The following is a 23,672-nucleotide window of genomic DNA, read 5'->3' as shown; positions in this document are numbered from 1 at the left end:
GAGAACGCCGACTCGTCGTCCGCCGAAGGGACTTCACGTATGCGCGCGCTGCTCCGCTCCGGGCTGGCCACCACCGCGGCCCTCTGCCTGTCGCTCGTCGCCGTCCCCGCCCACGCGACCTCTCCCGGACCGGGGGTCAGCGGCAGGATCATCGCGCAGACCACCGTCGACGGCACCGACTACACGCTCCGGGAGATCACCATCCCGCCCGGCCAGGCGACCGGCTGGCACTACCACGACGGAACCCTGTACGCCTACGTCAAGCAGGGCGCTCTGAGCCACTTCGACTCGACCTGTTCACTCGACGGCCGCTACCAGGCCGGCGACTCCCTCACCGAGCCTCCCGGTCCCGACCACGTCCACATAGGACGCAACCTCGGCACCACCCCGCTGGTCCTGGACGTCCTCTACGTCCTGCCCCACGGCGCGCCCTTCTCCGAGGACGCCGCCAACCCGGGCTGCGCGTTCCAGTGACCGACCGTGCGTGACGGATATAGGAGCGTGACCGGGCCTTCAGGGCGACCTCGGTCTTGATACGGGCACGGAAGGCGGCCTCGGTCCGGGCGAGCCGCCCGGACCAAGGCCGTGATCACGCCGACCGGTGCGGGTGGTCAGCCGGTCACCCCGCCTTCGGTGAGGCCGCCCAGCACCCGGCGCTGCAGGACGCCGTAGACGGCCAGCAGCGGGAGGCTGGTGAGGACGACATGGGCGAAGACCAGATTCCAGCGCACTCCGTGTGTGGATGAGGACGCGAACTGGAACAGCGTCAGGGGCAGGGTCGCCCGGTCGGATCCCTGGAGGAGGAAGAGAGCGAAGTAGAAGTCGTTCCAGACCGAGATGATCAGCATGACGGCGCCGGTGAAGAGAATGGGTGCCAGCAGCGGGAGGATCATGCGCCGGTAGATCTGCCATCTGCCGGCGCCGTCGATCTCGGCGGCCTCCTCGAAGTCCACGGGCAGGGTGCGGATGAACCCGGCGGCGAGGAAGACGACGACGCCGAGCCGGGTGCCCGCGACGGTCAGCATGTAGCCGATGCGCGAGCCGTTGAGACCGAACTGCGTCAGGACGTAGATGGTCGGGATGATGGCGGGCGGCAGGACGATCGACAACGCCGAGCCGTAGTAGGCGAACCGCAGGGAACGCGAAGTGGAGCGGGCATAGGACCAGGCGGCCATCGAGCCGAACAGCAGCACCGCGAGGATGGTGGGTACGGCGACGAGGGCGCTGTTGCGCAGTCCGACGACGTACGAACCCTGGTCGATCACCGTGGAGTAGTTGGCGCCGGCGTTCCAGTGCCGCGGCCAGCTCATCGACAGCACGCTGGCGTCGCCCTCGGTCTTGAAGGAGTTCACCAGGAGCAGCCAGAACGGCAGGACGATCCATGGGACGGCGAAGAGGGTGAGCAGCAGATACCGCGCTCCGGTCCGCAGACGCGGATGGCGCACGCCGACAGCGATCCCGGTCACAGCTGTACCTCCCGTCGGCGCAGCCAGCCGATCAGCGGGACTGCGGTCACGATGACCATGAGGGTGATGACGAATCCCAGCGCGCTCGCCGTGCCGAAGAATCCCTGCCCGTACTGGTTGTAGACCGCGACGTTCAGCACGGTCGTCGCATCGCCGGGTCCACCCCCGGTGGTCGAGAAGACGACGTCCAGGGCGCTGAACGAGCCGACGAGCGTCACCACGACGTTGAAGGTGAACGAGGGGGCGAGCAGGGGGAACTTGACCGACCGGAAGCGGCGCCAGACTCCCGCTCCGTCCAGCGTCGCCGCCTCGATGACGGAGCGGGGTATCCGGTTGAGTCCGGCGATGTAGACCAGCGTGACCAGGCCGGTCCACTTCCAGGCGTCGACGGACGCGACGGCAACGAGCGCCGAGGTGTCGTGCCCCAGCCAGGCATAGTGGTGGCTGCCCGGGAGCACCGCCGTGAGGAAGGCGTTGACCGGGCCGCGCGGGCTGAGCGCGGCGGCCCAGATGTATCCGGCGGCCAGCGGCGAGATGAGCACGGGGATGAAGAACAGCGAGCGGAACACGGTGTTGACGCGGTTCGTCTGCTGCAAGGCCGTCGCGAGGGCGAGGCTGACCGCGTTCTGTACGACCATGGAGACGGCCGCGTAGATCACCGTGACCCTGATGGCGTGGCTGAGCGTGCCGAGTTCGTCGAGCAGCCGGAAGTTCGTCAGACCGGTCCACCGGATCGTGTCGCTGTATCCGGTCCACTGGAGGAAGGCGAACACGCCGTTGGCGACGAACGGGACGGCGAAGAAGACGAGGACCAGCACGATCGAGGGCAGGGCGAACAGGTAGTGATACAGCGTCCGGCGCGCACGGCGGCGGGGTCCTGGCCGGCCGGGCGGCCCACTCTCCTGGGAGAGTCGGTCGCGCTGCTCGACGAGCCCCCTGGTCCGTGACGGCCTGGTCGGCTTTTCCAGGGACTTCATTCTCTGATCGGCCGCCTCGGGTCAGTTACCGGCCGCCGCGGCGGCCTGGAGGTAGTAGGTCTGCATCTTGTCGGCCACCTGCTGAGGGCTCTGCTGACCCGCGAGCAGCTTGGCCGACTGGGGGCCGAAGTTGCCGGAGCCCGGTATCTGGGAGTTGAACGAGAGGGTGGCGCCGTCCTCGTACGCCTTCTGGGCGTCCTGCATCAGGCCCTGCAGTTGGGGAGTGGGCGCGCCGGACAGTGTGGGAATGGTCTTCGCCTCCTTGACGTAGTCGGCGTAGCCGTCGCCGGTGATCCACTGGATGAAGTCGGTTGCGGCCCGTTCCTTCTTCGCGTTGCCGGTCTTGGGCACGTAGTACGTGCCGAGGGGGCTGGGCGAGTAGTTGGCGACCGCCTTGGTGGCGGAGACCCCGACGAAGCCCACGGCCTTGTCGACCTTCGCCGTGTCTCCACCCGCGTCGGCGTTGAGCAGGGCGATGCTGTCGGTGTTCTGCGCCACCATCGCGGCCTTGCCGCTGAGGACCGCCTTGAGGGAGTCCTCCCAGGTCGCCGTGGCCGAGTCCTTGTTGAAGCATCCCGATGTGCGCAGGGAGTCATAGGACTTGAGCCCGGTGACGAACGGCCCGTCGGAGTCGCCGAGTTCGGCCTTCTTGTCGAGGATCGACTTGTCGTAGGCCTCGTTCACGTTGTACTGGCCGAGGTAGTTGAAGGCGCTGAGGACCTGCTGGGACCAGCCGGAGCCGCCGGCCTCGAAGATCGGTGCGACGTCGGGCAGCTTCGACTTCAGGGTCTTGCAGTAACTCGCCAGATCCGCGTAGGACGTGGGCGGTTGCAGACCGGCCTTGGCGAATACCTGCTTGTTGTAGAAGACGCCGAACACGGAGGGCATGCCGATGGTTGCCGCGTAGACCTTGCCGTTGACGCTGCCGGAGACCTCCGCGAGGTGCCCTTCCTTCTTCACGAACGGGAGCGCGCTGAGGTTGGTCATGTTCTGCGCGCCGTTCAGGGAGAGCAGATCGGTCTGGTTGCCGTGCCATTCCAGGATGTCCGGCCGCGCTCCGGTGGCCCACTTGGTCTGGACGGTGGTGGGGAAGGTGCCCGGCGGGATGTCGACCAGGGAGATCTTGTTGCCGGAGGCCTTTTCGTAGGCCTTGTACAGGCTGAGCAGTGCGGGCGAGTCCGCGGTGTTGTGCCAGAGCGTCAGGGTGACGCCCGTCGGTGCCGGCCCTTCGGTGTTCGCGGCACTCGACGTTCCGCCGCCACTGGAGCAGGCGGTCAGGGTGAGGGCGAAGGCGAGGGTGGCGCCGTACACGGCGAATCTCTGCTTGGACGTCTTCATGGATTCGTTCCTCTTCCGGAGTGTGAACAAGAGGGGCCTGGTCAGGGCCTGATTCCGCCTTGCCAGGGCTTGTTGTGGACCGTGTTCAGCGTGTCGAGGATCTTGGCGGTGACGGTCTCGGCCGCGCCTTTCGCGTACCTCGAGTTCATCGCCCCATAGGTGATCCGGTCGTAGTCGCGCGCGTCCGCCATGTACTTCGCCGCGCCGTCGACCATGGTCGCCACCATGGTGTTCGGGAACGGCGAGTTCTCTTTGACGTGGAGTCCGGACGTGCTGGACAGCTCGGCCTGGACGCCGGCGAGCACGATGTCGCCCAGCCGCACCACCACGACCGGGGCGTCGGCCGTGCCGTTCGGGCGGTACGGGTAGTCCCTCGTCGGGCGCAGGTCGCTCAGGCTCGCGGGCGGGACCTGTGCGGGCACTTCGACATGGGTGTGGATCACGGCCAGAGTTCCTTCGGCGGGGGCCGTGGTCCGGATGCCCTCGCCGACCCGTGCGGCCTCGGCGCCCAGGCGTTCGCCCAGCAGGTCGACGAGGAGGTGTCCCGCTTCATGGGCGTCGGTCCGTGCGCGGGCTCCGTCCCGGTCCAGGGTGTGCCGGTTGGCCGTCAGGTAGGGCGCCTGGTCGCCCGCCGCGCCGATGAGGAAGAGGGCGACGGTTCCCTCGCCGTACTGGCGCTCGACATGGCCGGTGGCCGCGCCCGCGAGGTCGGCGGAGACCAGCCTGCCGCCGTCCTGGGTGACGGACTCGTGCAGGACCGACGACTGGACGGCGTAGTTGATGAGCAGGGCGATCGGCCTGCCCTCGGTGTCATCGACGCGCACGACACCGACGCTCCGGTCGCAGGGTCCGCTCTCGTCCGCGCCGAGCCACCAGCCGTCCGCCGTGAGCACGTTCCTGTTGACGTTCGCGTGGCACACGCCGCGCCCGAACCCCAGCCGTGCGGGGCGCAGTTGGCGTACGGCGTCCTCGGCGGCACGGTGCACCGCCGCGAGGACGGCCTGCCGTACGGCTTCGTTCTTGGCCGCCGCCTCGCCGTTCAGCCGCGCGGTGGGGAAGACGTGCGGTGCGCAGAAGGTATGACTCGCGGCGATGACGACGTCCTCCTCGGCGACATCGGCCGTCCGGCCGATGAGGTGCTTCAGCTCGTCGAGGAGCTCGTCGAAGACGGAGGTCAGATCGACCACGGCGAGGGCGACGCGGTGGGTGCCGTCGTCGAGGAGTACGACCCTGGCCCGGAGCCTGTCGCGCTCGGCGGTGAAGCCGTCCACCGGGTAGACGGACGCGGGAATGCCGATCCCGCTCTTCCCGGCTCCCGCAAGGAGAGTCGTGCCGGCGGCCTCGACGGCGAGGAGCCGGTCCGGCGCCGTCATCACGCCCGTGCCCTGATCATGTCGACGACTCCGTCGACGATGCCGTTCTCGGCGTAACCCCGCTGGACGGGGCAGCCGTTGACCTCGAAGGTGCGCCGGTCGTAGGCGGCGTCGTCGGTGAGGTAGCCGATGCGGTCGTTCGCGAGGGACATCAGGATGGTGTTCGCGAGGGGTGACTCCTTCCTCAGGCGCCGGTAGATGTCGGTGACCACCTCGCCGGAGACACCGGCGAGCGCGACCTCGTTGATCGTGAGGAGTGCCAGGCGCAGGTCCACCGATGCGACCTTCTCCTGCACCATGTCGGCCATGACGTCCACGCCTTCCTTCATGGGGCAGGCGAGGACGCGTTCCTGAGCGCCGATGCGGGCGTGTGACGTCAGGTGCCGGATACGGCCCGCCACCCGGACGGCCTCCGCCCCGACGATGAGCCCCTGGGCCTTCATCGCCTCGTAGGCGGCGGGCCACTCCTCCTCGGGTGCCCCGAACGCCTTGTCGAGGGCGATGCGGGGAGCCTGATCCCCGACGGGTCCCAGGGTCCACAACGCGACGGCGTCGCCGCCCAGTTCGCGTTCGATGTGGTGGGTCGCAGCGCCCGCGAGGTCGCCGCTGACCTCGCCGGTGCCGAGGGTGACGGTCGAGTGGACGGCGTAGTTGACGACGACGGCTATCGGCTCGCCGCTCCGGGTCTCGAACTTCATCACCCAGACCGTCTTGTCGGACGGTCCGTCGGGGTTGAAGCCGAGCACCCACTTGCCGTCGACGTACTCGTCCCGGTTGACGTTGACGTCGGCCGTGCCCGTGCCCAGTCCGAAGCGGGCCGGCTGCGACGACTCGCGGGCCTGCTTCAGCGCGGCGAGCAGTTTGTCGTAGACCTCGGCGGTGTAGGCCGCGGACTCGGGCCCGCCCTCGTGGGCCAGCGCGCCGGGTGAGACCAGCCCGATCCTCGGCGCGTTGTGGCTGTGCGTCGCCGTGATGACGATGTGGTCGAAGGGGATGCCGAGCTCGCGCTCGATCCGCTCGCGCACCGGCGTCATGTCCCCGGCCTCGATGAGGTCGGCGGAGACCAGGGCCACCTCCCTCGTCCCGTCGTCCAGGACCAGGACGCGGAGAAACAGGGGGTCGTGCACGTCCGTGAAGGAACGTCCGCCCATGGGATTGAGGTTGGTCAGATCCGCGGGCGTGATATCGACTTTGGCGACTCCGGCTCGCAGATTTCCGGGTTCCAATACACACTCCTATGAATGCTTGTACAAAGCCTGGACTTTTTCGGAGGACCTGCTTATAGCGCGTCCCGAACCGCCACGCGCGTGAATCCCTCGATGTCGGGAAAGGGCGGCTCGCGGTCGGGCTGGAGATCGACCTGGAATGCGTTGAGCACCATGGCGAACATCGAGAAGCAGCCGAGGGCGGCGAGCAGGTCGACCAGTCCACGCTCGCCGAAGTGTTCCAGCGCTTCGGCGTAGGTCTCGTCGCCGACGAAGTGGTGCTCCAGCACTTCGGTGGCGAAGCGGTGGAGCGCCCGTTCGTCCGCTTCGCCGAACTGCGGGTCCTGCCGGTGCGCGAGGCGGTGCAGCGCGGCGGGGTCGAGTCCGGCGTCGATTCCCTTGTCCACGTGGGCGTTCCATGAATGCTGGGCGTCACAGTGGCGCGCCGCGATCAGCAGGGTCAGTTCGCGCAGCCGGAGCGGGAGCGCGGAACCTCGGGTGCAGTACGTTCCGAGTTCCTCGACGAGTTCACATAGTTCCGGACTGCGGAGAAATGCTGTGAACGGGCCTTTCACTCCGCCGCGTTGATTCACCATGCGTTCGACGAGATCCGCCTGCCGCGGATTCATCTCGATCAGCGGCCTCAGACGCATGCGCACCTCCGTAAAGACGTGATCGGCCGGCTGTTGCATGAACACTGTTGAAAGACGCGTTGCTTGTCCACGGCGGTGACCGGATTCAGAGGGTTGCCCGCGCAACATTAGATTTCACATCCGAGCGGGCAACGCACCCTTGCGGCCCGGGCGTTCGAGCGTCTGCACCAAGTTCAGGGAGCTGCCCGAGCATGACCGCAAGCACCTAAGAAGATTCGGCCGCCCGTGCTAGCATCGCCCCACCAATTACCAGGAATCCTGTTGATTGACGGACGCGGCTCGACGAACGGAACCGTATGTCTCTCCTCGCCCGGCCCGCGGTGGCCGCCTTCGCCGCCAAGTCGATGCAGCGCCTTGCCCTGATGGCTGACCGGCGCCCGAGCGGCCGTGGTTCCGCCGCCGCATCGCATGACCGTCTCCCCGAGTTCCCGCGCACGGTACGCGAGTTGACGGTGCCGACGTCGTTCGGAGCGGCGCGTGTCGTGGTGTACCTGCCCAAGAGCGAGGGTCCGCCTCCGCCGGTGCACGTCAACTTCCACGGCGGCGGCTACGTCCTGCCCCTGACGGAGCTCGACGATCCGCTGTGCCGCTGTCTCGCCGCGGAGGCGGGGGTGGCCGTGGTCAACGTGGACTACGTCGTCGCCCCGCAGCACCCGTTTCCCGCCCCGCCGCGACAGGCGTTCGAGGTCGTCCGGTGGATCGCCGGGCACGGCGGGGAGCACGGCTGGGACGGCAGCCGGCTCTCCGTGGGCGGACAGAGCGCCGGCGGCGGTCTCGCCGCGGCCGTGGCCCGTCAGGCTCTTGAGGAGGGCGGGCCGTCGATCGCGCTCCAGGTTCTCCACTACCCGCCGCTCGACCTCGTGACGAGCGCCAAGGACAAGCACGCCGCCATCGCCAAGCCGCTGCTGCGCCCGTGGATGGCGGAGGTCTTCGACACCTCGTACGTGCCGGACCCGCGCGAGCGCGCCGACCGGCTGGTGTCGCCCGCCCATCCGTCGGACACCGCCGATCTCAAGGGCATCGCCCCGGCCCTGGTGATCACGGCGGAGTTCGACCTCCTCAAGGCGGAGGGCGAGCGGTACTCCGGGCGTCTTCAGCAGGCTGGAGCACTCGTCGAGCACCATGACGTGCCCCAGGCCGATCACGGGTACGACGGCAAGGACGACGGGAAGGCCCGGGAGGTCTACGCCCTGATCGCACGGCATGTGCGGCAAGCCCTCAACGCCTAGGAGCCCGACGCCGGTTGAGCGTACGGGCTCCCTCAAGGCCGCCGCAGCGGCTGAGCCTGCCTGAATGGACGAGGCGGCCTGGGCGCCCGCGCACATCGGACGCCCCGGCCGTCTGCCCCTCCATCCCCCTTCGTGGAGTCTGTGCCAATCCCTCTACTGGGCCTCGGGCGGCGTGATGCCGAACCTGCCCGCGCTCTCCGTCAGTTCCCGCCACACCTTCGGCGCCACGGGCACCCCCTTCTCGGCCCGCTGCACCGCCACGGAGGCGCTGCGCTCGCCGGGGTAGAACACGCCCTCCGCGCCGTCCGCCGGCGTCAGCCCCTTGAGGGTGCTCAGCGTGCCGTCGACGGCCGCGGTGAAGCTGTCCGCGTCGCCGAAGGCCGCCGGGTCGATCGCGATGAGCAGGGCGTTCTGACGGTGCTTGCGGCCCTGGGGATCGTCGGAGTGGAAGCCCGCGAAGATCGGTGCTCCGACCAGCACGCTGGTGAGCAGCTCGAAGGCGAGCGACATGCCCGACCCCTTGGCGCCGCCCAGCGGCAGCGGCATGACCGCCATCGAAGGGTCGGTGGTGGGAGTGCCGTCCTCGGTGGCGGCGGCGCCCTCGGGCAGCGGGGTGCCGCTCGCCTTGGCCTGGCGGATCTTGCCCAGGGCGATGGTGGCGGTGGCCATGTCGAGGAGCAGCGGGGCGTGCGCCTCGGCGGGTACGGCGATGGCGAGCGGGCTGGTGGCCACGGCGGCGCCCTTGACTCCGGTGTAGCCCATGTTGGGCATTCCGGCGACGAAGGCGATGCCGACCAGGCCCTGCTCGGCGATCTTCGACACGTAGTAGCCGATGGCGCCGGTGTGGACGGTGCGGCGCACCCCCACGGCGGCGATGCCGGCCGCCCTGGCCCGGGTCACCGCCTCCTCGGCGGCGGCGCTGAGGGCGACCGGGCCGGGCGCGCGGTCGGCGTCGAGGACGGCGACGGCGGACGCGCCCGACTCGACCTTGATCTCGGGCTTGGCGTTGGCCACGCCCTTGGCGAGCAGCTCCAGGTAGGCGGGAACGCGCGCGATGCCGTGGGAGTCGACGCCGCGCAGCGCGGCCCAGACGAACACATCGGCGGTGGTGGCCGCGTGCTCGGGGCTGAGACCGCCCTTCTCCAGGAGAGCGGCGGCGAAGGTGCGCAGGTCCTCGGCGGGGACAAGGACCTTTCCCGGCTTGGGCGTTGGGGTGTCGGTCATGGTGGCGGGAGCCTCCTGGGTCAGCGGGTGACGAGAACGTCGACGACGGCGGTGGTGCCCTCCGCCACAGCCTTGAGCGCGCGCTCCAGGGCGGGGGCGAGCGCGTCCGGCGCGTCGACGGTCTCGGTGTGCATGCCGAACGGCTCGGCGAACTGCGCGAGTCGGGGCAGCCGGTGCAGGTCGGTGCCGAGCCACTCGCCGGTGTCGGCCGCCGCGCCGTCGGGGTAGAACCTGCGGTGATTGAGGTTCATCGACTTGTAGACGCGGTTGTTGAAGACCACGATCAGCACCGGCAGCCTGTACGCGTTGGCGGCGTCGTACGACTGGATCACCGGGTTGTAGGTGAACGCGCCGTCGCCGATCGTGAGCACCACGGGCCGGTCCCCGGCGGCGAGTTTGACGCCGAGAGCGACCGCCATGCCCTGGCCGAGCCCGCCCTGCACATAGAAGTACGAGTCGGGGTCGGAGGTCAGCGCATGGCGCTTGACGACGCGGCTGTGCGTGATGGTCTCGTCGACGACGATCGCGTCCTGCCCGTCGAGCAGCTTGCGCAACGTCGCGGCGACGAGCACCGGGTCGATGCCCTCCGCCTGGGCCGCCTTCGCCTCGGCCGCGGCGATCGCGGCCTGCTCGTCGGCGTGCCGCTCCTCCTGCGCCGCGCGCCGCGCGGTGACGGCGGCCACGTCGAGTTCCTTGGCGCGCTTGGCGAGCTGGCGCAGGGTGTTGGCGACGTTGCCTTCCAAGTACCGGTCGGCGAACAGGACTTGGTAGACGACGTGCGGGCGCTGCGGCACCTCGTCGATGACGACGATCTGTGCCTTGGACGGGCGGCGCGACGGCGGGTAGAACGGGGCCCGGCAGTTGACGAGGAGGATGAGGTCCGCCTCGTCCATCCACGGGCCGATGTCGCTGCCCGCGTGCAGCGGGTGGGTGCGCGGGAAGTTGCCGCACACCGCCGAGTCGGGCTCGACGACCGGGATGTTCCACGCCTCGGCGAAGGCGACGAGTGCCTCGAAGCCGCCCGCCTCACGGCCGGCCGTCTCCGTGACGATCACGGGGTTCTTCGCCTCGCGGATCATCTGGGCGACCGGGTCGACCTCTTCGGGCGAGCTGTGCGTGGAGCCCGGCGGCACGATGGGCTTGGCCTCGCGGCCGTCCCACTCCTCCAGCAGGATCTCCAGCGGGATGTTCAGGTACGCCGGGCCCGCGGGCGCCCGCCAGGCCAGTTCCGCCGCCCGGGTGATCATCGTGGGCAGGGTGTGGACGCTGGCGGCCTCGTTGGACCACTTGGTGAACGGCTGGGCGATCTGGTGCGGTCCGCCCACGATCGACAGGTTGCGGTACCACTGGCCGCCCGGGTCCTGGCCGGGGCCGTCGCCGTAGGTGGTCGACTCCGAGGAGGTGACCACCATCGGAACGCCGGCCAGGAGCGCGCCGTGCACCGCCATCGAACCCTGGAGCAGGCCGGGGGCCGCGTGCAGGAGCACGGCCTGCGGGCGGCGGGTGACGAGCCCGTAGCCGGTGGCCATGCCGACCGCCACCGTCTCGTGGGTGAGGTCCAGGTACTCCGGCGCGGGCTCACCGTCACGGTGGCGCCGGGCCAGGGACTCCCAGACCGGGGCCCATTCGGACCCCGATGAGCAGAAGATGTAGTCGGCGCCGACGGCGTTGAAGGCGGAGACGACGGCGTCACCGCCGTCGACGCCTGGAGTGTTCTTGGTGTCCGTCATCTCTCTTGCTTCCTCAGCCCTCGATCGGCCAGTCGAGGACCTCGCTGATGCCGCGGCCCATGATCCACTCAAGCTCTTCGGGCGTGAAGTCGTAGTGCTTGGTGAACTGCTCGACGGTGTCGGTGTACGTGATGCCGTGGCCGAGCAGGCGGGTGATGTCGGTGCCGTAGAAGCAGCGCTCCGGGCCCATCTTGTCGACCATCTCGCGCACGTACTGCTCGATGTTCTTGTTCGGGAAGGGCTGCGTCGAGTAGCCGGGGAGGGCCGAGACCTTGACGTAGATGTTGGGGTGCTTGGCCAGGTCGGCGGTCTCCGCCACCCAGTAGCCGATCGCGTCGTCGACGCAGCGGGCCATGATGCCCATGTGGTCGATGATGATCTTCAGGCCGGGGTGCTTGGCGGCGATCTGGCCGAGCTCACGCTTCCAGATCGGGGCGTGGACCATGGTCGGGACGGCGAGCTCCTCGGCGACCGGCCAGTACCAGTCGTTGGTGCCGTCGATCATCCAGTTGCGGTCCTGCGGCCGGTGGAAGGTCAGCCGCGTTCCCTTGATGTGCGGGTTCTGCGCGAAGTCCTTGAGCATCGCGGTGCCCTCGACCTCGTTGTCCTGCGGGACGCGGGCCATGATGCCGAAGCGGTCCGGGTGCGCCTCGCACGCCTCCAGCGCGTAGTCGATGCGGTTGCCCTCCCAGGAGGGGGGCAGGATCAGCGCCCGGTTGATGCCCGCCTCGTCCATCAGCTCCAGGGCCTCCTCGTAGGAGAAGGCCTCCTCGCGGTGACCGTTGAGGCGGATGCGCTCCCGCGCGCCCGGGACCCAGGGGCGGTCCGGGGTCTCTTCCTTCCAGATGTGGATCTGGGTGTCGACAACGAACATGTCTTCAACTCTTTCTGCCGAAGGGGGTGGTGAGGTGGTGCGGAAGGAACGCTAGGCGGGTCGCGAGGCCTTGCCGAGCCCTGGGGATGCAAGCAGTACTTGCGCGGAAGTGCGCTGTACGCAGGGCATTTTCAGGTTGCGCGGGCGTCGCCGAAAACGGCGCCCGCGATGTGCTCGGCGATCGCCATGGAGGCCGTGGCGGCCGGCGAGGGCGCGTTGCGGACGGCGGTGATCCGGCCCGTCTGGTGGATGCGGAAGTCGTCCACGAGCGTGCCGTCCGGGTCCAGCGCCTGGGCGCGTACACCGGCTCCGCCGCGGACCACGTCCGGGACGCCGACGCCAGGGACGTACAGCTTGGCGTCCTTCATGAAGGACGCCATGGACAGCGAGCCGCGGTATTCCTTGATGCCCGTTTTCCAGTGCTGGGCGGCCATCTTCCACGCGCCGGGGTAGGCGGCGAGCCCGGCGAGGTCCTTGAGCGAGACGCGGCTGAGTTTGTAGCCCTCCTTGGCGAGTGCCAGGACGGCGTTGGGACCGACCTCCACCGAGCCGTCGACGCGCGGGGTGAAGTGCACGCCGAGGAAGGGGTAACGCGGGTCCGGGACCGGGTAGATGAGCCCGCGCACCAGGTCCGTCCGCTCCGGCCTGAGGAGCATGTACTCACCCCGGAAGGGGATGATCTTCGGCTCCTTCTTGTCCTGGGCGAGCTTGGCGACGGAGTCCGAGTGCAGGCCCGCGCAGAGGATCAGCCGGTCGACCCGGACCCGCTCCTGCCCGGAGCCCACCTCGATGCCGCCCGGGACATTGGTGATGGAGGTGACGGGGAAGCCGAGTCTCACCTCGCCGCCCGAGGCCTCGATGTCCTTGGCGAACTCCCGGGCGATCGCCGGGTAGTCGGTGATCGCGGTGCGCGGGGAGTGCAGGGCCGCGATGCCGCCGGCGTGGGGTTCGAGTTCCTTGATCTCCTCCTTGGAGATCTTCCGCAGATCGGGTACGTGGTTGTTCCGGGCCCGCTCGTAGAGGCTCTCCATCCGGCCCAGCTCGTCCTGGCGCACCGCCACGACGAGCTTGCCGATCTCCTCGTACGGCAGTCCCCGGTCCTGGCAGTACTCGCGCAGGACGGATACGCCCCGTACGCACAGGTCGGCCTTGAGGCTGCCCGGCGCGTAGTAGATCCCGGCGTGCACCACGCCCGAGTTGTGCCCGGTCTGGTGGACGGCGACCTGCTGCTCCTTCTCCAGCACCACGACACGGGTGCCGGGGCGGCGCAGGGCGATCTCGCGGCCCGTGGCCAGACCCACGATGCCGGCTCCGACGATGCCGATCGTCTCGTCAGCCATCGGCTTCCTCCTTTGCTTCCTGACGTCCGATCTCAAGAGCGTCAGGCACCGAAGTGGATGGCGACAGTCTTGACGCGGGTGTAAAAGCGCAGGGCCTCCTCGCCCTGCTCCTTGAACGGCGACCCGGAGTCGCGGAAGCCGCCGAAGGGGTGGTGGACGTCCCAGCCGGAGGTGGTGGTGTTCACGGCGATCTGGCCGCACTCGGCCTCGTCGGCGAAGCGGTATGCGGCTCCGAGGTTCTGGGTGAACACGGCGGCGGCGAGGCCGAAGACGGAGTCGTTGACCGCCTCGACCGCCTCCTCGAAGGAGTCCACCGGGCGCAGGGCCACGACCGGTCCGAACACCTCCTCGCGCCAGATGTCCAGATCCGGGGTCACGTCACCGAGCACGGTGGGATTGACGTAGCAGCCGTGGCCGAGGGCCTCGTCCGCCGGCTGGTCGCCGCCGGCGAGGACCGTCGCGCCCTGCTTGACGGCGCGCTCGATGTCGGACACGACGCTGTCGCGCTGCTTGGCGCTGACCAGCGGCCCCATCGTGGTGCCCTCGGCGAGGCCCGGACCGACGCGCAGCGCGGCGGCCTCGGCGAGCAGCAGAGCGGTGAACTCCTCGTACACGGACCGTTCGACGATGACCCGGCTGGTGGCGGTGCAGCGCTGCCCGGCCTGCGCGAAGCCCGCGGCGACGACGGCCTTGGCGGCGGCGCTCAGGTCGGCGTCGGCGAGGACGACGGTGGCGTTCTTGCCGCCGAGTTCGCCCTGGAAGCGGACGTTGGTGGCGGCGAGCCGGGCACGCAGGGCCTCGCCGACCTCGTTGCTGCCGGTGAAGGTGAGCGCGGCCAGGCGCGGGTCGGAGAGCAGCGGCTCGGAGATCTGCGCGCCGCGGCCGGTGACCACGTTGAGGACGCCGGCCGGCAGGCCCGCGTCGTGCAGGGCGCGGGCGAAGTGCAGGGCGGCCTGCGGGGTGTCGGTGGCCGGCTTGAGTATGGCCGCGTTGCCGGCCGCGAGGCAGGGCGCCAGCTTGCGGGCCGGGGTGATCAGCGGGTCGTTCCACGGGGTGATCGCGAGGACGATACCGAGGGGTTCGCGCTGGTGGTGGGTGCGGGTGTCCGGGCGTACGTCGTGTACGAGCGTGCCGTAGCCCTGGCGGGCGATGCCCGCGTAGTACTCCAGGAAGTCGGCGGCCTTGATGGTCTCGCCCGTCGCCTCGGCGCGGGTCTTGCCCATCTCGGTGGCCACGTCCTCGGCGATCTGCTCGACACGCTCGCGCAGCAGCCGGGCCGCTTCGGTCATGATCCGGGCACGCTCGAAGGGGCTGGTGCGCTTCCAGACGGCGAAGCCCTGCTCGGCGTGGTCGTAGGCGCGGGTGACGTCGGCGGCGCTCAGCGCGGGAACTCGGGCGACGGGGATGCGCAGGTCGGAGGGGTCGTGGACGTCGATCCACTCGCCGGTCGCCACCCACTCTCCGCCGGAGAGCGTTTCCAGGGTTCGCATGAAGATCACTTCTCTCGTCTGCCGCGGTGCGGGGCCGCGGTGAACCAGATGGACGGCCGTGGGCCGGATCGGACCGGATCGGACGGGACGGCCAGGGGTCGGAACGACAACACACGACAGGGGGGCCTGGCGACCAGCCCCGCGGCGGCAGACATAGCTTTCGCTCCGCGCAGGTCGCTCATCAGGGGATTCATGCTGGAATCGGCGGGTATCACAGCACACCCACCCGGAGGAAACACATGGCATTCGCTGTCGTCGCCCACTACCGGTGCGCACCCGCCGACGAGGCGACCGTACGCGCCGCGCTGCTGAAGATGCGCGACCTCACGCCGACCGAGCCCGCGAACCTCGCCTACGAGGTCCACGCGGAGGTCGACCAGCCGGGCTCGTTCATGCTCTACGAGCAGTACACCGACCGTGCCGGCTTCGAGGCGCACAAGGCGGCGGACCACTTCGCCGAGCTCATCGTGGGGTGCGTGCTGCCGCTTCTGACGGAGCGGACCGTGACCTTCGCCGAGGTCCTCTGAGGCCCCGCCGGGAAGCGCGGGTGCGCTTCCCGGCCCCTCGTTGGCCAGGGGTCAGAACTCGTTGCCCCAGCAGTAGCGGGCGAGGGTCTCGATCAGGACCAGCTTGCGCCGCTGGTCCTCGGCGCCGAGCAGCGGCCGGGCGGCCGAGTCGGCGAAGCCGCGGGACGGCGCGAGGGCCATGTCCTCGATGTCCTTGAGCTCGGCGCCGGCGTCGATGCGGGCCAGCACCGTGTCGAGGTCCTCGAGTTCGGGCGCGGTCGCGTCCACGACGCCCAGGCACGCGTCCCGGTCCTCCGGCAGCGCCCTGAGCAGGTCGAGTTCGGCCGCGGTTCCCTTGTCGTACGGCAGGATCCAGCGGTCCGCCGGTACCTCGCCGTACAGGCGCTCGGCCCGGACCCGGTCCACCGCGGCGGGCGCCTGCCAGCCGGGAGAGACGCCGATCCGCACACCCTCGGGGCGCTCGTCCAGGCGTACCGCCAGAGCCTCCACGGCCAGCGCGTCCTCGAAGGACAGTGCGCCGGCGGCGGCCGGGTCCGCGGCGATGTGGCCGAGGAGCAGCGGGTTGTTCAGCTGGATCAGGCGCACGCCCCGGGACACCAGCAGCTCGATCTCCGCGTGGATGATCTCCGCCAGGGCCTCGCCGAGTTCGCGGGCCGAGGCGGGGCCGCCCGACGCCGCCAGCTCGGGCTCGAAGGTGGTGGCGGCCAGGTAGGCCGGGGACGGCAGGGACGCCTTGGGGGCGATCACCGTCAGCTCGGCGAGCCGGCCGGCCCAGTCGGCCAGCAGCGGGCCGTTGGCCTTCGGCAGGGACTCCGCCACCCAGCGGGGCAGGCCGTCGGGGGTCTTCTCGTCGGTCCGCCGGAAGCCGGAGACGCCGTCGAAGACCGCGCTGCGGAAGTCCTCACGGGGGAAGTCGCCGTCGGTGACGACCGTGGTGCGCAGCCTGCGCTGGTAGGCCACCGCCTCCTTGACCGCCTCGAGTTCGGCCTCGGCCAGAGCCTCGGTGTCACCCGCGGCGCGGGCCGTCAGGAGCGTGGCCGGACGGATCAGGCTGCCGTGGTGGTCGATGCGGTAGTTGAAGGTATCCGCCATGGTTCAGGCCCCCTTCTCGGTGTTCTCCGCGTGCTCGGCGTGGTCTGCGTGCTCCGCCGGCTTGCCCGCGACGCCCCAGGCGGCGAACTCCAGCTCGTAGCCGAGGGATTCGAGGACGTCGTCGGCGACCTGCTGGTCCTCGTCCGCGGTGCCGCCCGCGATGCCGAGGCCGCCGATGATCTCGCCGTCCTTCTTGATGGTGACGCTGCCCTCGGTGGCCATGATCGGCAGGGCAGCGCCGGGCAGCTGGGAGAGCTGGGAGAAGAAGACCGGCTGGCTCTCCTGCCACTTCTTCAGCATCTTGCCGGGCCGCTGCATCACGGCCGCGGTGTAGGCCTTGGCGCGGGCGATGTCCGGGGTGAGGGGACGCGCCCCGTCCGAGCGGCGGACACTGATGACGAAGCCGCCGGCGTCCACCACGGCGACGCTCACCGCCTTCCCGAGCGACTGGGCGCGCTTCAGAGCGGCGTCGACGATCTCTTCGGCGGCGTCGAGGGTGAGGCTGCTCATGCTGTTTCCTTCTGTGCGGTGAGGGTGCGGCGGAGGTCGGCGACGGCCGCGTTGTACTGCTCGGGCGTCTCCCAGTACATGGAGTGCGGGCCGTCCGGGACGATCTCCAGGTGCGAGCCGGCCAGCAGCTCGTGCGCGCGGGTCACGGTCTTCACACTGAGCACCGCGTCCTTCTCACCGGCCAGGAAGGCAACCTTGACGCCCGAGTTCTGGATGTCCTCCAGGGACGGGCCGTTGGTGTCGAGGTTGCGCAGATCCTGCATCTTGGCGACGTTGAAGGTGCCCATCTGCTGGAAGAGGAAGGTGAGATCGGCCCGTTCCTGCTGGAACTTCTTGGTGAGCAGGCGGTCGATCACCGGCAGCTTGACGGCCTCGGCGCGGTCGGCGGCGGCCAGTTCCTTCAGCTCGGGGTGGCTGATGCCGCCGAGCGAGTGGCCAAGGACGACGGAGCTGACCCGCTCGGGGCGCAGCAGACCGGCGCGCAGTGCGGCGACGGAGCCGATGGACTGGCCGACGAGCATGACGTCGGTCAGGTCCTCCTGGTCGAGTACGGCTATAAGGTCGCCGGGGAAGTCCTGGCCGTCGAACTCGGGCATGGACGAGTCGGACTTGCCGAAGCCGCGCAGGTCCACGGTGACGACCGTGAACTCCTCGCGCAGCGCGGCCACTTGCTGCCACCAGATGGCGTGATGGCCACCACTGCCGTGCACGAACAGGATCGCCGGACCGCTGCCGTGGCGCTCGTAGTAGATGGAGGTGCCGTCGGAGTCGGCGATGGGCATGGGGGTGAACTCCTCGTGGTACGGGGTCGTGAAGTCCTTGCGGTGCGCGGTCAGTTGGGGCGCTTGCCGTGCCAGACCAGCTCGATCATGGTGTGGTCGGGGTCGTGGATATAGCAGAACTTGGACTGGTTCTCAGGGCGTTCGATCGGCCGGGTGTGACGGATGCCCAGCTCCTTGAGGTGGGCGAGGAAGTCGTCCCAGTCGTCGACCTCGACCGCGAAGTGATAGGGCGCCATGCGCTCCATCTCCTCGACCGGGGTGAAGTGCAGGTCGAAGTTGCCGCGGGTCATCAGCACCACACGGGTGTTGGACTTGGGCATGATCCGCTTCATCCCGAAGACCTTCGCGTACCACTCGGCGGTCCGGTCGGAGTCGGTGGTGGGGAAGTTGACGTGGTGGATGTAGCGAGGTGCGTTGCTCATACGTGGTTCCCTTCTGGATGTACGGGGTTGGAGAGCACGCCGATTCCGCTGATCTGGACGTCGACGACGTCTCCCGCCTCGATCTGGCAGGTGGATTCGGCGCCCATCCACAGCACGTCGCCGGGCTGCATGGTGATGTGCTTGGTGATCTCGACGATGTAGTCGAAGGGGTCGAAGACCATGTCGCCGGTCGGGAACGACGCGCGGACCTCTCCGTTGACGCGGAGGGTGGTCGTCTGCGCCAGGGCGTCGACGTCGGTCTCGATCCAGGGCCCCATGGGCTTGAACGTGTCGCTGTTCTTGCTGCGCCAGAAGGTTCGGTCCTCATGCTGCCAAGTGCGGGCGCTGACGTCGTTGCCGATCGTCCAGCCGAAGATGGACTTGCGGGCTTCCTCCTGGGTGGCGTTCCGCAGCGTGCGGCCGATCACCGCGACGAGTTCCGGCTCGGCCTCGAACCGGCCCGCTACCTCTTTCGGCTTCACGATGGGTGAAAGGTGGCCGGTCAGCGCATTGTTGGCCCGGTAGCCCACCTCGGGGCGGGAGGGGACCTCGGCGCCGGCGTGCTCGATGTGCCGCGGGTAGTTGAAGCCGACGGCGTAGAACACGGGCGGTACGACGACGGGCAGCCAGGTCGCGGTGGCGCGCGGCACTGTCCCGATGACGGTGGGGTCGCCGTTCAAGGGGGACTCGGACAGCAGCTCGATGTCCTCCTCCCCCACGCGGCCCCACACCGCTCTTCCGCCGACCGAGACGCGGGTGTACTTCATGGCGCCTCAGCCCGCCAGCAGGTGGGAGACACGCTTGGTGATCAGGTAGGCGTCCAGGGCCTCGGGCCCGCCCTCCCTGCCGTAGCCGCTCTCCTTGACGCCGCCGGAGGGGGCCTCGCTGACGGAGCCGCCGCAGTGGTTGACGGAGAGGATGCCGGCCTCCAGTTCGTTCGACAGCTTCTCGGCGGTGGCGGCGGACTCGGTGAACCCGTAGGCGGCCAGCCCGTAGGGCAGGGCGTTGGCGGTCGCCAGCGTCTCGCCCAGGTCGGTGAACGGCACGATCGGCGCCAGCGGGCCGAACGGCTCCTCGTGCAGCACGTCCGCGTCCGCGGGGACGTCGGTGAGCACGGTCGGGGCGAAGAAGTAGCCGTCCCGCTCCAGGCGTTCACCGCCGGTCAGCACCTTGGCACCGCGGCTGACGGCGTCGGCGACCAGACGCTCCATCGTCTGCAGCCGGCGCTCGTTGGCCAGCGGGCCCATGGTGGTGTCCGCGTCGAGGCCGTCGCCGACGGTGACCGCCCGGGCGACCTTGACGAACTCGGCGGTGAACTCCTCCACGATGCTCTCGTGGACGAAGAAGCGGCTCGGGGAGGTGCACACCTGGCCGGCGTTGAAGAACTTCGCCTGGGCGGCCTTGCGGGCGGCCTTCACCGGGTCGGCGTCCGCGCACACGATGACCGGGGCGTGGCCGCCCAGCTCCATCAGGGTCGGCTTCATGACCTCGCCCGCCTTGGCGGCGAGCAGCTTGCCGACCGGGACCGAGCCGGTGAAGGCGACCAGGCGGACCTTCGGCGAGGGGATCAGATGGGCCGAGACCTCGGCCGGCTCGCCGAAGACGAGGTTGAGCACACCGGCCGGCAGCCCGGCGTCGGCGTAGCAGGCCACCAGCGCGGCGGCCGTGCCGGGGGTCTCCTCGGACGCCTTGATGACGATCGAGCAGCCGGCGGACAGGGCGGAGGAGAGCTTCCGGTTCGGGCCGCCCACGGGGAAGTTCCACGGCACGAAGGCGGCCACGGGGCCGACCGGTTCGCGGCGGACGGTGAGCAGGGTGCCGGGCGCGGACGGGATGATCCGGCCGTAGGCGCGGCGGGCGTCCTCGATGTGCCAGCGCAGTGTGTCGGCGGTGCGCAGGGCCTCGGTGGTGCCCTCCTTGAGCGGCTTGCCCTGCTCCTGGGCCATGATCCGGCCGATCTCGGGGGCCCGCTGGGTGATCAGGTCGGCGGCGGCGTGCAGGATGGCTGAGCGCCTGGCGATCGGGGTGTCGCGCCAGGTCCGGAATCCCTCGGTGGCCGCGTCGAGGGCGCGATCGAGGTCGGCGATGGTGGCGAGGGGTACTTCTCCGATCACCTTCTCGGTGGCCGGGTTCACGATCGGGGCGGTACGTCCGGTGCCGCCCTGGCACCACTCGCCCGCGATGTACATGCGGACGGCGGGGTAGCCGTGGTCGGAGGTCATGAGTGGGTGCCCTCTCAGGCTGGCGTGTGAAGCGAGATGGGGTCCCCCGGCGGAAGGCCGGGGAGATCGGTCAGGAGGCGGGGGCGTCCTGCTGGTCGCGGTTGGTGCGCAGCGCCCAGATGTGGTGGGGCGGTGTGGTCTCGTGCACGCGGGTCTCGTACGAGTCGTCGACCCGGTCCATGTCGGCGGCGTACTCGACCCGCCCGCCGCAGGGCGCGTGCACGAACCGGAAGACGTTCGAACCGACGGTGTGGCGGCCGAGCCTGCGGGCCTCGCGCCAGCCGTGGTCGATCATGTAGTTGCCGCCCTCGATCACGTCGTCGAAGCCGGGAACCTCGTACGCGATGTGGTTGACGCCGGCCCTGTCGGGGCGGTGGCACAGCAGCATCGTGTGCTGGTCCTCGTCGCCCGGCGCCTGCATGAAGACACCCATGGGCTCGACCACGTCGGTGGGCCGGAAACCGAGGCGCTCCACATAGAACGCGACGGCTTCCTCCCGGCCCTCCTTGAGGATGTTCAGGGCGACATGGCACATACGCAGGGGGTGTACGCGGGTGATCGGTTCCAGGGCGGTGTTCCAGCGGCTGACGCTGCCCAGCGCGTTGGCAGTCCGCGGGGCGAAGACCGCGGGCTTGGGCCGGGCCAGGGTCAGACCGACCCCGAAGCCGGTCTCGTCCACGGTGTGGAACACACCGGCGGCGTCCTTCCGGACCGCGCGGTCGCGGCCTGCCGCCGCCGCCAGCCGCTCCAGTTCCTGCGGGGTGTCCACGCCCCACACCACCTCGCGCAGTGTGGGTCCGGCTTCCAGTGGCGGTGGCAGCAGCGGGCCGGGCTCGGTGTCGAGGTGCAGGGTCTGCCCGGTGAGCGTCTCGAACACCGCGTGCTCGTCCGTCTGCTCCACCAGGAAGAGCCCGAAGTCGTCGAAGAACCGGACGCATTCGTCGAGATCCTCGACGCTGTAGGTGACCGATTCGATTCTCTGGATTCCCATGGGCTCCTCGTTTCGCGGGTCGCCTGGTGAGCGTAGATTTCGGGTCGCGGAGGCCTCAATGCTCCAGGCTCGACAGAATGTGCAATCGTTTCTTGCGGCTACGGCCGGATGGCCGGAATGGGATTCTGTGAGAACCAGGTGGTGAGGAAGTCCAGGAATACGCTGATCTTGCGAGGGGTGTCCTGCCCCGGGCCGTAGATCGCGTACAGCGGACGCTCGGGCACCGCCAGTTCCGGCAGCAGCACCTGAAGGGCGCCGGAGACGAGATCGTCGTACGCCGGACGCTGTGGCAGCAGCGCGATGCCGCGCCCGTGTACGGCCGCCTTCTGCAGGGCGAGGTACGAGTTGGACGAGAAGGCGATGTTGCGGATCTTGTGCAAAGTGGACGCGTGTCCGTGGCCGATCCGCCAGACCGGGTCGTTGACGTGCACGAGGCAGTCGTGGTGCGCGATGCCGTTCGGCTCGGTGAGCGGCTCCGACCGGTCCAGGTAGTCCTTGGAGGCGCACAGCACGAAGGGCAGCGAGGCGATCTTCTTCAGGCGGACGCTGGAGTCCCTGAGGTCGCGGGTGTGGAATGCGACGTCGAATCCGCTGTCCAGGAAGTCATAGGTCCGGTCGGACATCCCGCCGAGTTCGAATCGGACCTGGATTTTCGGATGCGCGGCGGAAAAGGCGGCGATGGCGTCCCCGAGGTCGAGGCTGCCTATCCACTTGGGACAGATGATGCTGAGCGTCCCTTCGGCGCGGTCGTGGAGATGGGCGATGCCGGCGTCCTCGGCCTCGATCTCCTCCAGGATGCGCGCGGCGAACTCCGCGTAGCGCTGCCCCGGCTCGGTGAGGCTCACCGAGCGGGCGGTGCGGTTGACCAGCCGGACGCCCACCTGCCGTTCCAGCTCGGCGACGTGCCGTGACACCAGGGAGCCGGACGAGCCCAGCTTCTTGGCGGCTCCACTGAAGCTGCCGGCCTGCGCGACCGTGACGAAGCTGTGCATGAGGAGCAAGCGGTCCATGTTTCCTCCGGAGGCCCACGACTGCCAGGGGTGGGCCCCGGCGGCGTTGCCGGTCGTACGAGTGTGCGGATGGTGCGTCCGCCCGAGAGGTGGGCCTCACGGCGGTCCGGTCGTAGGGTCGTGCAGGGCCGGAATGTCCGCGGTGGGGGGTCTCCCCGCTCGCGCGAAGCCGAGAGTGGGCAGGCTCTACCGGGACATTCCAACGATGCGGCGGACGGGCGGCTCAGGACGCTGTGAGGCAGGCACCGTTCCCCAGGTCGGCTATGACTTGGGGCAGTACTGGGGAGCCTTGGTCAGGTTGTCCTTGGTGACCAAGAGAAGAGGAATGTTGGCAATTTTGTCAACCTTTTTCTTGTCCAGCAGACCGATCGCGTTCTTCACCGCCGTCTGGCCGATCGTCATCGCCGAGTTCGCCACGGTGGCGGAGAAACGGCCGTCCTTGACGGCGGCCAGGCCCTCGTCGGTGCCGTTGGCGGTCACGATCTTGACGTCCTTGGCACCGGCGGCGTCGAACGCCTTGCGGACGGCGAAGGCCATCTCCTCGTTGGCGACGAACGCGTAGTCCAGGTCGGGGTGGGCCTGGATCATGTTCTCGGCGACGTCCTGCGCCTTGGCGGGGTTGAACATGCCGGGCTGGTTCGCGACCACCTTGGCGTTGGCGGGCAGGGCGCCCTTGAATCCGCCCACGAGCAGGTCGGAGGCGGCGCCGGGGGCACCCGCGACGATGCCGACCTTCACGTTCTTGCCGGCGGCGTCCGTCCCGATCCAGCCGGCGTCCAGGCTGCCGACCTTCTTGAGGTCGACGACGGCCGCGCCGAGGATGTCGTTCACGTCGCTGGTGGCGACGGACGTCAGGTAGATCGGGATGTTGGAGGCCTTGGCCTTGGCTATGTCGCCCTTGAGCGAGTCGACGTTGACCGTCTGCACGATCAGCGCGCTCACGTTGCGGGAGATCATGTCCTCGATGTTGGACAGCTCGGTTCCTGCATTCTGGTGCGAGTTGGACGTGTAGACCTTGGCGTTCTCGGTCTTCGCCGTCTGCTCGACGGCCTTCTGCAGACAGCTGTGGAAGTTGGTGTCGCCACCGTTGACGAACCCGAGGGTGACGTCTCCGGAACCGGTTGAGCCGTTGTCCTTGCCACAGCCGCTGAGCACCAGGGTGCTGCAGGCGACCGCGGCGAACAGGGCGTAGCGGGAGCGGGCGGAAAGTCTCATGG

23 protein-coding genes are annotated in these 23,672 nt (G+C 69.3%); 3 read left to right on the top strand and 20 right to left on the bottom strand.

Annotated elements, in window-relative coordinates; genetic code table 11:
- Nucleotides 1–39 precede the first annotated feature (39 nt).
- A complete protein-coding gene (locus OIC96_RS44500) occupies nt 40–474 on the top strand; it encodes a cupin domain-containing protein (RefSeq protein WP_330302361.1) in 435 nt (144 codons plus the stop codon).
- Nucleotides 475–611: 137 nt separating this feature from the next.
- Here the strand turns inward: OIC96_RS44500 and OIC96_RS44495 are convergent, their stop codons facing one another.
- Genes OIC96_RS44495 through OIC96_RS44470 form a run of 6 tightly spaced genes read right to left on the bottom strand, consistent with a single transcriptional unit; the run spans nt 612 to nt 7,051 of the window.
- On the bottom strand, nt 612–1,466 hold the full coding sequence (locus tag OIC96_RS44495) for a carbohydrate ABC transporter permease (RefSeq protein WP_330302362.1): 855 nt from the start codon (nt 1,464–1,466) through the stop codon (nt 612–614).
- Complete coding sequence (locus OIC96_RS44490; protein WP_330302363.1) at nt 1,463–2,443, bottom strand: carbohydrate ABC transporter permease; 981 nt, start codon at nt 2,441–2,443, stop codon at nt 1,463–1,465. The genes OIC96_RS44495 and OIC96_RS44490 overlap by 4 nt, the downstream gene beginning before the upstream one ends.
- 21 nt (nt 2,444–2,464) lie before the next feature.
- A complete protein-coding gene (locus tag OIC96_RS44485) occupies nt 2,465–3,781 on the bottom strand; it encodes an ABC transporter substrate-binding protein (RefSeq protein ID WP_330302364.1) in 1,317 nt (438 codons plus the stop codon).
- 41 nt (nt 3,782–3,822) lie between these two features.
- Nucleotides 3,823–5,154 carry a neutral/alkaline non-lysosomal ceramidase N-terminal domain-containing protein gene (locus tag OIC96_RS44480; RefSeq protein WP_330462153.1) on the bottom strand — a complete coding sequence of 444 codons (1,332 nt, stop codon included), beginning with the start codon at nt 5,152–5,154 and terminating at the stop codon, nt 3,823–3,825.
- Nucleotides 5,154–6,380: a neutral/alkaline non-lysosomal ceramidase N-terminal domain-containing protein gene (locus OIC96_RS44475; RefSeq protein ID WP_330302366.1), complete on the bottom strand. Its 1,227-nt coding sequence runs from the start codon at nt 6,378–6,380 to the stop codon at nt 5,154–5,156. Before OIC96_RS44475 ends, OIC96_RS44480 begins: the two co-directional genes overlap by 1 nt.
- 53 nt (nt 6,381–6,433) lie before the next feature.
- Nucleotides 6,434–7,051 carry a carboxymuconolactone decarboxylase family protein gene (locus tag OIC96_RS44470; RefSeq protein ID WP_330302367.1) on the bottom strand — a complete coding sequence of 206 codons (618 nt, stop codon included), beginning with the start codon at nt 7,049–7,051 and terminating at the stop codon, nt 6,434–6,436.
- A 257-nt stretch (nt 7,052–7,308) separates the two neighbouring features.
- Here OIC96_RS44470 and OIC96_RS44465 point away from each other — a divergent pair, with 257 nt between their 5' ends.
- Nucleotides 7,309–8,241: an alpha/beta hydrolase fold domain-containing protein gene (locus OIC96_RS44465; protein WP_330302368.1), complete on the top strand. Its 933-nt coding sequence runs from the start codon at nt 7,309–7,311 to the stop codon at nt 8,239–8,241.
- 153 nt (nt 8,242–8,394) lie between these two features.
- Here OIC96_RS44465 and OIC96_RS44460 read toward each other — a convergent pair whose 3' ends face one another.
- From OIC96_RS44460 to OIC96_RS44440, 5 genes are all read right to left on the bottom strand, one after another.
- On the bottom strand, nt 8,395–9,465 hold the full coding sequence (locus tag OIC96_RS44460) for an Ldh family oxidoreductase (RefSeq protein WP_330302369.1): 1,071 nt from the start codon (nt 9,463–9,465) through the stop codon (nt 8,395–8,397).
- 20 nt (nt 9,466–9,485) lie between these two features.
- Nucleotides 9,486–11,195: a thiamine pyrophosphate-dependent enzyme gene (locus tag OIC96_RS44455; protein ID WP_330302370.1), complete on the bottom strand. Its 1,710-nt coding sequence runs from the start codon at nt 11,193–11,195 to the stop codon at nt 9,486–9,488.
- A 13-nt stretch (nt 11,196–11,208) separates the two neighbouring features.
- Nucleotides 11,209–12,069, bottom strand: coding sequence for an amidohydrolase family protein (locus tag OIC96_RS44450; RefSeq protein WP_266470371.1), 861 nt, complete (start codon nt 12,067–12,069; stop codon nt 11,209–11,211).
- 131 nt (nt 12,070–12,200) lie between these two features.
- Complete coding sequence (lhgO, locus tag OIC96_RS44445) at nt 12,201–13,409, bottom strand: L-2-hydroxyglutarate oxidase (protein ID WP_330302371.1); 1,209 nt, start codon at nt 13,407–13,409, stop codon at nt 12,201–12,203.
- 41 nt (nt 13,410–13,450) lie between these two features.
- Nucleotides 13,451–14,899, bottom strand: coding sequence for an aldehyde dehydrogenase family protein (locus OIC96_RS44440; protein WP_330302372.1), 1,449 nt, complete (start codon nt 14,897–14,899; stop codon nt 13,451–13,453).
- A gap of 239 nt (nt 14,900–15,138) precedes the next feature.
- Here OIC96_RS44440 and OIC96_RS44435 point away from each other — a divergent pair, with 239 nt between their 5' ends.
- Complete coding sequence (locus OIC96_RS44435) at nt 15,139–15,426, top strand: putative quinol monooxygenase (RefSeq protein WP_330302373.1); 288 nt, start codon at nt 15,139–15,141, stop codon at nt 15,424–15,426.
- Nucleotides 15,427–15,477: 51 nt separating this feature from the next.
- Here the strand turns inward: OIC96_RS44435 and OIC96_RS44430 are convergent, their stop codons facing one another.
- The 9 genes from OIC96_RS44430 to OIC96_RS44390 form a co-directional block, all read right to left on the bottom strand.
- Nucleotides 15,478–16,518 (bottom strand): methionine synthase II (cobalamin-independent)-like protein, encoded by a 1,041-nt coding sequence (locus tag OIC96_RS44430; RefSeq protein ID WP_330302374.1) that lies wholly within the window; start codon nt 16,516–16,518, stop codon nt 15,478–15,480.
- 3 nt (nt 16,519–16,521) lie between these two features.
- On the bottom strand, nt 16,522–17,028 hold the full coding sequence (locus OIC96_RS44425) for a GlcG/HbpS family heme-binding protein (protein ID WP_330302375.1): 507 nt from the start codon (nt 17,026–17,028) through the stop codon (nt 16,522–16,524).
- The gene (locus OIC96_RS44420) at nt 17,025–17,810 is read right to left on the bottom strand and encodes an alpha/beta fold hydrolase (RefSeq protein WP_330302376.1); all 786 of its coding nucleotides are present in this window, start codon (nt 17,808–17,810) and stop codon (nt 17,025–17,027) included. Before OIC96_RS44420 ends, OIC96_RS44425 begins: the two co-directional genes overlap by 4 nt.
- A gap of 50 nt (nt 17,811–17,860) precedes the next feature.
- The gene (locus OIC96_RS44415; protein WP_327426397.1) at nt 17,861–18,232 is read right to left on the bottom strand and encodes a VOC family protein; all 372 of its coding nucleotides are present in this window, start codon (nt 18,230–18,232) and stop codon (nt 17,861–17,863) included.
- Complete coding sequence (locus OIC96_RS44410) at nt 18,229–18,999, bottom strand: fumarylacetoacetate hydrolase family protein (protein ID WP_330302377.1); 771 nt, start codon at nt 18,997–18,999, stop codon at nt 18,229–18,231. The genes OIC96_RS44415 and OIC96_RS44410 overlap by 4 nt, the downstream gene beginning before the upstream one ends.
- Before the next feature lie 6 nt (nt 19,000–19,005).
- Entirely contained in the window at nt 19,006–20,454 is a 1,449-nt protein-coding gene (locus tag OIC96_RS44405; protein WP_330302378.1) for an NAD-dependent succinate-semialdehyde dehydrogenase, read from the bottom strand.
- Between the two features lie 70 nt (nt 20,455–20,524).
- Complete coding sequence (locus OIC96_RS44400) at nt 20,525–21,445, bottom strand: VOC family protein (RefSeq protein ID WP_330302379.1); 921 nt, start codon at nt 21,443–21,445, stop codon at nt 20,525–20,527.
- Between the two features lie 98 nt (nt 21,446–21,543).
- Nucleotides 21,544–22,455, bottom strand: coding sequence for a LysR family transcriptional regulator (locus OIC96_RS44395; RefSeq protein ID WP_330302380.1), 912 nt, complete (start codon nt 22,453–22,455; stop codon nt 21,544–21,546).
- A gap of 261 nt (nt 22,456–22,716) precedes the next feature.
- On the bottom strand, nt 22,717–23,670 hold the full coding sequence (locus tag OIC96_RS44390) for a sugar ABC transporter substrate-binding protein (RefSeq protein ID WP_330302381.1): 954 nt from the start codon (nt 23,668–23,670) through the stop codon (nt 22,717–22,719).
- Nucleotides 23,671–23,672 lie beyond the last annotated feature (2 nt).

It is taken from the genome of Streptomyces sp. NBC_00775, from assembly GCF_036347135.1.
GTDB classification, from domain to species: Bacteria; Actinomycetota; Actinomycetes; order Streptomycetales; family Streptomycetaceae; genus Streptomyces; species Streptomyces lutosisoli.
Note: the sequence above shows the minus strand (reverse complement) of the source record. Positions and strands in the feature narration are given on the sequence as shown.